The organism is Umbribacter vaginalis, from assembly GCA_001552935.1.
Taxonomy (GTDB): domain Bacteria; phylum Actinomycetota; class Coriobacteriia; order Coriobacteriales; family Eggerthellaceae; genus Berryella; species Berryella vaginalis.
The window spans coordinates 1-1,315 of the sequence record KQ959708.1; the positions used below are offsets into that span (position 1 = coordinate 1).

2 protein-coding genes are annotated in these 1,315 nt (G+C 48.4%); both read right to left on the reverse strand.

Annotated features, from left to right (window positions below; genetic code table 11):
- Positions 1 to 239, reverse strand: a 239-nt coding sequence (locus tag HMPREF3190_RS05935) for an ATP-binding cassette domain-containing protein (protein ID WP_156425744.1), incomplete at its 3' end; no start/stop codon positions are given.
- On the reverse strand, positions 236 to 1,315 hold a 1,080-nt coding region (locus HMPREF3190_RS05940; protein WP_449676315.1), incomplete at its 5' end, for a FecCD family ABC transporter permease. The genes HMPREF3190_RS05935 and HMPREF3190_RS05940, both read right to left, overlap by 4 nt.

Sequence of the window (1,315 nt, forward strand, 5' to 3'; positions counted from 1 at the left end):
GCGCGCTCAAGGGTGCTTAAAGTGCTGATGTGCATATCATTGAGCAATACGTCACCCGATGTGGGCTGACGGTAGGCGCCTAGAATGCTCAGCAGCGTCGATTTGCCTGCTCCGTTGTTCCCTAAAATGGCTGTTACGCAGCCTTTCTTAAAGGCAAGCGATATACCATCCAGCACCGTTTTTTCGTGTTTGCCGTATGCAAAGGAAATATTCGAGCATGAAAGCGTTGCATCGTTCATTCTTTTACTCCCTTATACAGAAGGTACAAAAACAGCGGTGCACCTAAAAACGAGGTAATGGCGCCAATGGGTAAAATGATGGGGGAGATAATCATGCGTGCTGCGATGTCGCTTGCAAGCATAAGCGCACTTCCAAGAATGGCTGATGCAGGAAGCAAAAAGCAGTAGTTGCAGCCTACAAGTTTGCGCGCAATGTGAGGTGCAATAAGGCCGATGAAGTTAATAAGCCCTACAAATGCCACAATGCACGCCGCGCACAGCGACGCTATAAAAACCGTGGTCAAACGTAGCTTTTTGACGGATACGCCCAGGCTTTTTGCCGTAAGTGCGCCATTTTGCAGCGCGTTATAGTTCCAGCGATTTTTAAGAAAGTAGATGATAGAAACGATGGCAACCAGTGCCATTATTTTAATGTGAAGCCAGGTAGCGCGTCCTAAATCGCCAAAGTGCCAAAAAATTACTTTCGCAAGGTCGATGTCGTTTGCAAAGTACTGAAAGAGCGTTGAAGCGCCTGCCCACAGTGCCGAAAGTGCAACGCCCACTAAAATGATGCTTTCGGGGCGGTCGATGCCCAGTTTTGAAAACAGCAGCACCACAACGCTTGACGACATTGCGCCAATGAACGCGCACAGCGCAATAAGACTAAGACTTACTTCAGGCGCAAAGGGCATAAGCCATGGCGCGATTGCTAAAATGCCCGCTGTTGCGCCAAACGCTGCACCTTGTGAAATACCGATAGTTGATGACGATGCCAAAGGGTTTTCCAGTACACTTTGAAGCGCTGCGCCTGCAATGGCAAGTCCTGCTCCTGAAACCACCGCGCACATGGCGCGCGGCATGCGGATAGCTTGCACTGAGTTTATACTTTGAGCTGTGCCAATGCCGAATAAGGCTTGAATTTTTTCGAGAGGCTTAAAGCCGCTTACGCCGCATGAAATTTCAACAAGAATAAGAATAAGGGTGAGAATAAACAGCGCAACGATGATGATGGTATAGCTGCGAGTTTTGTTTTTTTGCAGATGAGATAACGACTCACGTGATAGGTTTGCAGGTAGTGCACGTTCTGCCTGTTTTGG